At 41.9% G+C, this 5,542-nt stretch carries 10 protein-coding genes; 2 read left to right on the top strand and 8 right to left on the bottom strand.

The features are described from left to right. The 3 genes from rplD to IBX40_10645 all read right to left on the bottom strand — a co-directional run. Positions 1 to 401, bottom strand: a 401-nt coding sequence (gene rplD / locus IBX40_10655) for a 50S ribosomal protein L4 (GenBank protein ID MBE0524778.1), incomplete at its 3' end; no start/stop codon positions are given. Between the two features lie 5 nt (positions 402 to 406). Continuing rightward, a complete protein-coding gene (locus IBX40_10650; protein ID MBE0524777.1) occupies positions 407 to 1,423 on the bottom strand; it encodes a 50S ribosomal protein L3 in 1,017 nt (338 codons plus the stop codon). 49 nt (positions 1,424 to 1,472) lie between these two features. Next, positions 1,473 to 2,369 carry a hypothetical protein gene (locus IBX40_10645; protein MBE0524776.1) on the bottom strand — a complete coding sequence of 299 codons (897 nt, stop codon included), beginning with the start codon at positions 2,367 to 2,369 and terminating at the stop codon, positions 1,473 to 1,475. 106 nt (positions 2,370 to 2,475) lie between these two features. Between IBX40_10645 and IBX40_10640 the strand changes: the two genes are divergently transcribed. Further along, positions 2,476 to 2,631, top strand: coding sequence for a hypothetical protein (locus IBX40_10640; protein MBE0524775.1), 156 nt, complete (start codon positions 2,476 to 2,478; stop codon positions 2,629 to 2,631). 7 nt (positions 2,632 to 2,638) lie between these two features. Next, the gene (locus tag IBX40_10635) at positions 2,639 to 2,926 is read left to right on the top strand and encodes a DUF1805 domain-containing protein (GenBank protein ID MBE0524774.1); all 288 of its coding nucleotides are present in this window, start codon (positions 2,639 to 2,641) and stop codon (positions 2,924 to 2,926) included. A 48-nt stretch (positions 2,927 to 2,974) separates the two neighbouring features. Here the strand turns inward: IBX40_10635 and IBX40_10630 are convergent, their stop codons facing one another. The 5 genes from IBX40_10630 to IBX40_10610 form a co-directional block, all read right to left on the bottom strand. Further along, the gene (locus IBX40_10630; GenBank protein MBE0524773.1) at positions 2,975 to 3,148 is read right to left on the bottom strand and encodes a hypothetical protein; all 174 of its coding nucleotides are present in this window, start codon (positions 3,146 to 3,148) and stop codon (positions 2,975 to 2,977) included. A gap of 622 nt (positions 3,149 to 3,770) precedes the next feature. Then, positions 3,771 to 4,187, bottom strand: a complete 417-nt coding sequence (locus IBX40_10625) for a PIN domain-containing protein (protein ID MBE0524772.1) — start codon at positions 4,185 to 4,187, stop codon at positions 3,771 to 3,773. Positions 4,188 to 4,196: 9 nt separating this feature from the next. Further along, positions 4,197 to 4,421 (bottom strand): hypothetical protein, encoded by a 225-nt coding sequence (locus IBX40_10620; protein ID MBE0524771.1) that lies wholly within the window; start codon positions 4,419 to 4,421, stop codon positions 4,197 to 4,199. Between the two features lie 498 nt (positions 4,422 to 4,919). Continuing rightward, positions 4,920 to 5,366 (bottom strand): site-specific integrase, encoded by a 447-nt coding sequence (locus tag IBX40_10615; protein MBE0524770.1) that lies wholly within the window; start codon positions 5,364 to 5,366, stop codon positions 4,920 to 4,922. After that, positions 5,351 to 5,500, bottom strand: coding sequence for a hypothetical protein (locus tag IBX40_10610; protein MBE0524769.1), 150 nt, complete (start codon positions 5,498 to 5,500; stop codon positions 5,351 to 5,353). Before IBX40_10610 ends, IBX40_10615 begins: the two co-directional genes overlap by 16 nt. Between the last annotated feature and the right edge of the window lie 42 nt (positions 5,501 to 5,542).

Here is a 5,542-nt window from a genome sequence, read left to right as displayed (position 1 = left end):
AACCTGTGTCCCCTCTGCCTTACTATATCTTGTGATGATGTTGCGGCAATGGCTGATCTTATGGCTTTGATACGTTCCTTTTTGTTGATCTTTTCAGAATAATCCTTCTCGACCTTTGGAGGATGGGCCTTCCGTCCGCCTCTTGCCTGGCATATACGGGCAACTCGGTTGCCGTTCTTTATCCTGGGTACCCTGGCCATACCTCGACCTGGCCCCCAGTTATCAGCTGAGGTCTTCATACCGGCATAAGGGGTGGGTCCGTAGACCTGGAGCCTGTTTGCCTGGGCAGCTAACACTGCCCTTTTGATCAGATCAGGCCTGTATATTTCGTCAAATACGTCAGGGAGATCTATCTCGCCTTTTGGCGCTCCTGTTAAATCTAATATTTGTGCTTTGCTCATCTATTTCACCCCTGCTTTGACTTCTGGCTGATATGTGCGATCTGTGGTATCCCTGTGTTTTTCACTTCAGCCCTTATAGCAGGTCTTAATCTGATAAGCCGCTTTTTAGGACCAGGAATACTTCCCTTGATCAGTACGTAATTGTTCTTAATTTCACCATAATTCAGTAAACCACCATGTGGGGTAACGTCTGCACCGTTCTCACCGATCTTTAGAATGCGTTTGTTATATTCGGTTCTCTGGTGATAGCCCATCTGGCCCAGTTGAGGTACTCTCCAGCTCACCCTTGAAGGGTTCCAGGGACCTAAGGTTCCTACCTGCCTGAGACTGCCCTGCCTGCTGTGCTTGTTCTTCATCAGATTGATATGCCACCGCTTAACCGGTCCCTGTGTGCCTTTTGCCTTGGTGATTGCTGATACGTCGACGATATCACCCTGATTAAAAACATCTGATATTTGTACCGATTTACCCAGAATGGATTTGGCATATTCCAGTTTTGCAGTAATATCCCCACCTATTATCCTGTGCTCCATTACATCAGGTTTCTTCTTTGGAAGGCCTGGAACTTTAGATGGTAATGTATAAGAAATAACGTGAATGTTTGCGACTTTTCCTTCTTCAACTAATTTTACAATTTTTTCAAATGATTTTTCAGTATTATTTTTCTTTGGCGGGAATAATGCTCTCTCCAAAGTGGGATCAACGACTTTAGTCCATGCTTCACCCTTTATTTTAGTGCCATAAGTTCCGGTCTCACCATAAGCTCTGATCGCTGCTACCCTCATTTCAGGTATTTCAATTACAGTTACAGGAACCGAAATCTCCATGCCTGCGGTGAGGCTGGTTGACTTGTCGTCAGTCATTATTATGTGCGTCATGCCTGCTTTATATCCTGCAAAACCGCTCAACTTAGGCTCTCCAATGCCCTGTGACCATGATCTAACTGTTGGTATCTGGCTTTTCGCCCTTTTCCTGGGGCTGAATGCCAGTGAACCACGTCTTGGTCTGTGTATGTTTGCCATTATTTTCCTCCGATGTCTTTTCGTATTATAATGGATTCTTCCACGGATGTTACCTGACCAGGTTAAGCAGGGACAATGTTGCCCAAACGGCTTCCTCTGCCCTTACTGTTGCTGTGCCCTGAGAGGGGACGGTATTCAGTGTCTTGCACTGGAAATCCGAGAGTTGTGAACCCTCGCCTGCAATAATGGACTCGACACTCTGCCTGGGAGAGCCGAACACAACAGCTGTTTTGGCTTTTTGATCCATCAAGGCGCAAATACATGGAAGGGTTGTGGTGTCGAGCACCTGGCCCTGCCGTGTGGCAACCAGGATCAGGGCGTCCTGAACTGATAGTTTCTTCAGCGCACCTGAGAGGCTGTTTTCTACTGTTGTCCGGTATCCCCAGTACAGGGGGATTTCGTCCATTTGTACAAGCTTTGCTTGTATTGGTCGTCGCGAAAAGATTCTGACATTTACGCGCTCACCAGTGGACACCTCATTGGGAGATGCATCCAGGCGAACTGGGCTATCTATTCCGATATCGACCCAAACGCTGTTGTCAGATCCGACTTTTTTCTCGCTTTTCTTTCTTGGTCCTGAGACCACGACCCCAACGCGGAATTCTCCTTCGCTGAGATCGGATGATCTTAATTCTGTGGGATGATGCGGTGTTCGAAGTGGCATCAGTACCCCGGCATGCTTCAATTCCTCCTGAAGGGGGAATAGATGCTTTCGCAGGTATTGGGGCGTTTCTGCGTATCTCAGCACCAGGCTGATAAACCTGCTGTCATCGAACTGCGGGTCGCGATAGATTATTATGCTATCTACCCTGAACACCGCTGCCGCCCTGGCAATCTGGCCGACCTTATATGTCTTGATCCTGCCATCCCTCGTTTCTGATGTTAGAGACGATGGGATCAATAATGTAAGGTTTGAACGGCCTTTAACCGGGGGCGATAGTGTCATCTGTACTTTCCGCATATGATGTGAGAGAGATATATAAGGGTTTGGTACACCAACAGAAATCTTATTATATATGGCAGATTTCATGTTTAATTGAGGTGTAAATATTATGTGTTTCGTAGATTCAAGCACTGCAGACAGTGTAGATCTGGAAGCAGGTGCCATGGTTACATACCAGTGTAAAGCCTGCGGTAATAAATTCAAAGGAATGGGGTCAAAACTTTCGTGTCCTTCATGTCAGTCCAATGATCTTCAAAAGATATAAATAATATATGCAGATCGAGACAATAGAACTGAATAAAGGCAACGCTATAGGGTTAAAGTGGGATATGGAACATGCCCCCCTTATGATCATAAAAGCACCCAGGGGTTTTGTAATGTGTGGTTATCTGAACATGGTCGCTGCCGAGCAGTTGGGTGATGTGGCAGCAAAAGTCACCGGAGTCAGAAGTTTCGATGACGTATTGAAATCCCGGGTAGTGGAAGTCAGTTCAGCAGCCATGGATCTTGGGGTCAAAGTAGGCATGACTGCCTATGATGCCCTGAATTTGATGTATTAAATATCAGTCTTTTTGAACTGATGTATAGTGCCTGTCTAAAATATTTAGTCATCTTCCCATAAAATCAATATAATCACATTTATTGTTCCCAGTAGTACTGATCCAGGCCCCGATAGCTGCAATCCTATCATTTTTCGGGCATGGTGCAAGAGTATCCTCGACCCTGAGAGATTCTGCTGGAATAAACGTGCACGTATAGGGTATTGTATCAGGAATCTTCACATTAGTCTCTGTTATCCAGGCGGTGGAGCTTGCATTTTCGATATATCGAAAATTACTCTATTATCGATATGGTCATGGAATATTACATGGATTCAGTCGACAACCTGGTATATCCAGAAGCACTGCAACCCGAAAAAACAGTTCAACAATCAGGTTTTCCTTTTTGTATATCACCATGCAAAGGCTCATTTTAGGTTTTAGAACATTATGCAATTTGAATGTTTGAAAATTATATATTATCAAAATAATCTGATTTCTACCACAATTGGGCAAAACATGGTCTGGTTATTCTATAAAAAGGCAATTAATAATTATGTAAAACGTGCAAAAACGCTGTTTTTTCTACAATATCCCTATGTGTGGGTTAACTCAACTGTTCTATATAGTATGGGAATCTGTTAGTTTGCAACTACAAACTTTGCATTTAACACAAAAAAATGTATTTATAAGCATAGACTTATAATAATAGTAATAAAATTCAAGCCAAAGGATAATGAAAAGTCAACAACCTTGGATTGCATCGCAAAATCCGGGGCATCGTGTGAAATGCTCGGATGTTTGATTTTCTTAAAACGGGCACAAGATATTAGGAAAAATTGGAATAATTATAATTATTCTTAAATTATAAACCTATAAATTCTACGAGGTCTTTAGTTGTGTAAATTCTAACTCGATCCTGTTTTAGAAATCCTTTATCTTCACTCCAAATACCATCTACTTGAGCCTTCATTGCTAAAGCCAAAAAAGGTACATCATCAGGGTCGATATCACTCATTATTTTTTTTGCTTCAGGATAACACTCAATGTATTCTTCTTTTGGGTAGATTTTGATATTTGAAAATAGAATGTCCATGGCATATTGAAGTTCCTTGGACGTGATTTGTGCTTTTTTTTCAATAAGATCAATATGATTTATGATTTCTGTGTATGTATATTCAGGGGATATAAATTCATAACCTGAATTTAGCAGGATACTCCGTCTTACAGAATTTGAAATTAATGATGAAATTATTATATTGGTATCAATGACGAGTCTCATTATTTCGTCCTAATTGATATCATGATGTTCACGTATGGATTTCTTAATAAGGTTGCTTAACTCTTCAGCGTTTTCTTCCGTTAGTTTGCTTTTTTCTAAAATGTCTTCAAGAATCTGCACTTTTCGGGCATAGTCCCACATAGCGTTTCGTGCAATTACACTCCACTTTACTTCATTATGGTGTTTTATGACTGAATAAAGATCATCTGGTATAGATAATGTCATTGTTGGCATAAATAGATATTATGTGCACACACATATATATGTATATTGCCAGATTGCGGTTGTCGTTGTTCAAAAAATCGTATGTAATTGCCTAGAAATCCTGTTAAAATGACGGTTTTACTTCACTTTCTAAACAAAAGGTGAAGTGAGAAATCCACCGAAGATATCCAGCTGGATTTGACCAGGATAAGGGATATCATGGTCAGGGAGACAGATCAAGAGAACAAATCTTAAGGCCTTCATGCAACTATGGTCCTCAGCTGGTAGGCTGTCAGAATCCCGGGATCTCCCTACGGTTGTACTGCAGAGCTTGTAACACCGATCCGTGAACAGCTGTAGTGCAGGCCTGCTTGCCTAACAAGATCCAAGAGATAGATCAAGGGAGTAACTCTTAAAATATCTTTCTGGATATCAAACACCAACACCCCTTTCCCGACATGGAGATAACGTATGATCATATCATTTTCATTAGATGTTGACCTAATCCGATTGAAATTGATAGCAGTCCTATCCGAAAACAGAATCAACTATTTCTAATTTATACTCAAAAGGCGATGCTTCCCCATACTTTTCATGGACTTGAAGAGTATGACCCATTATCTCCTTTATCACCTGAATGTCAATTTGCTTTTCCTTGATCATCCAGGATCTGACCTGAGATCTGAAAAAATGCCTGCAATCATGCGGGGACCAGGGGATGTTAAGGTGCTCATCAAATATCGTATTGATGTTGCGAGGTGTTAATGGCAGCTGCATATCTGTGCTACGCTTCCGGTTTATTATAAACGGGCCCGGACTTAGATCTAAATATGCTTTCAAAAGCGTATACAAACTTGAATTAACAGGCACTTCACGGCTCACCATTTCATAATCAGAACTATTTTTTACCTTTTTAGCCTTCTCGATCCAAAGACCACGTGTGTGGTTTCGGTCAAGATTTATTCGCAGGCACAAGCCAGCTCTTCCCTGGCAATCCCGCACTCAGAAAGTAGCCGGACAATGATTGTTCCCCGAATATCGTTAGATATCCTGTACAGCTCTTTTTTGTATAGCTCCCAAGTAGGTACAAAACGTGCAGGCCGTCCCAAAAACAGCTTTTCAAAACACTTTAAAGTTCTGAGAGTTTCCAA

Source organism: Methanosarcinales archaeon (assembly GCA_014859725.1).
GTDB lineage: Archaea > Halobacteriota > Methanosarcinia > Methanosarcinales > Methanocomedenaceae > Kmv04.
The sequence above is the reverse complement of the archived record's forward strand: the minus strand, read 5'-3'. Positions and strand labels throughout refer to the sequence as shown.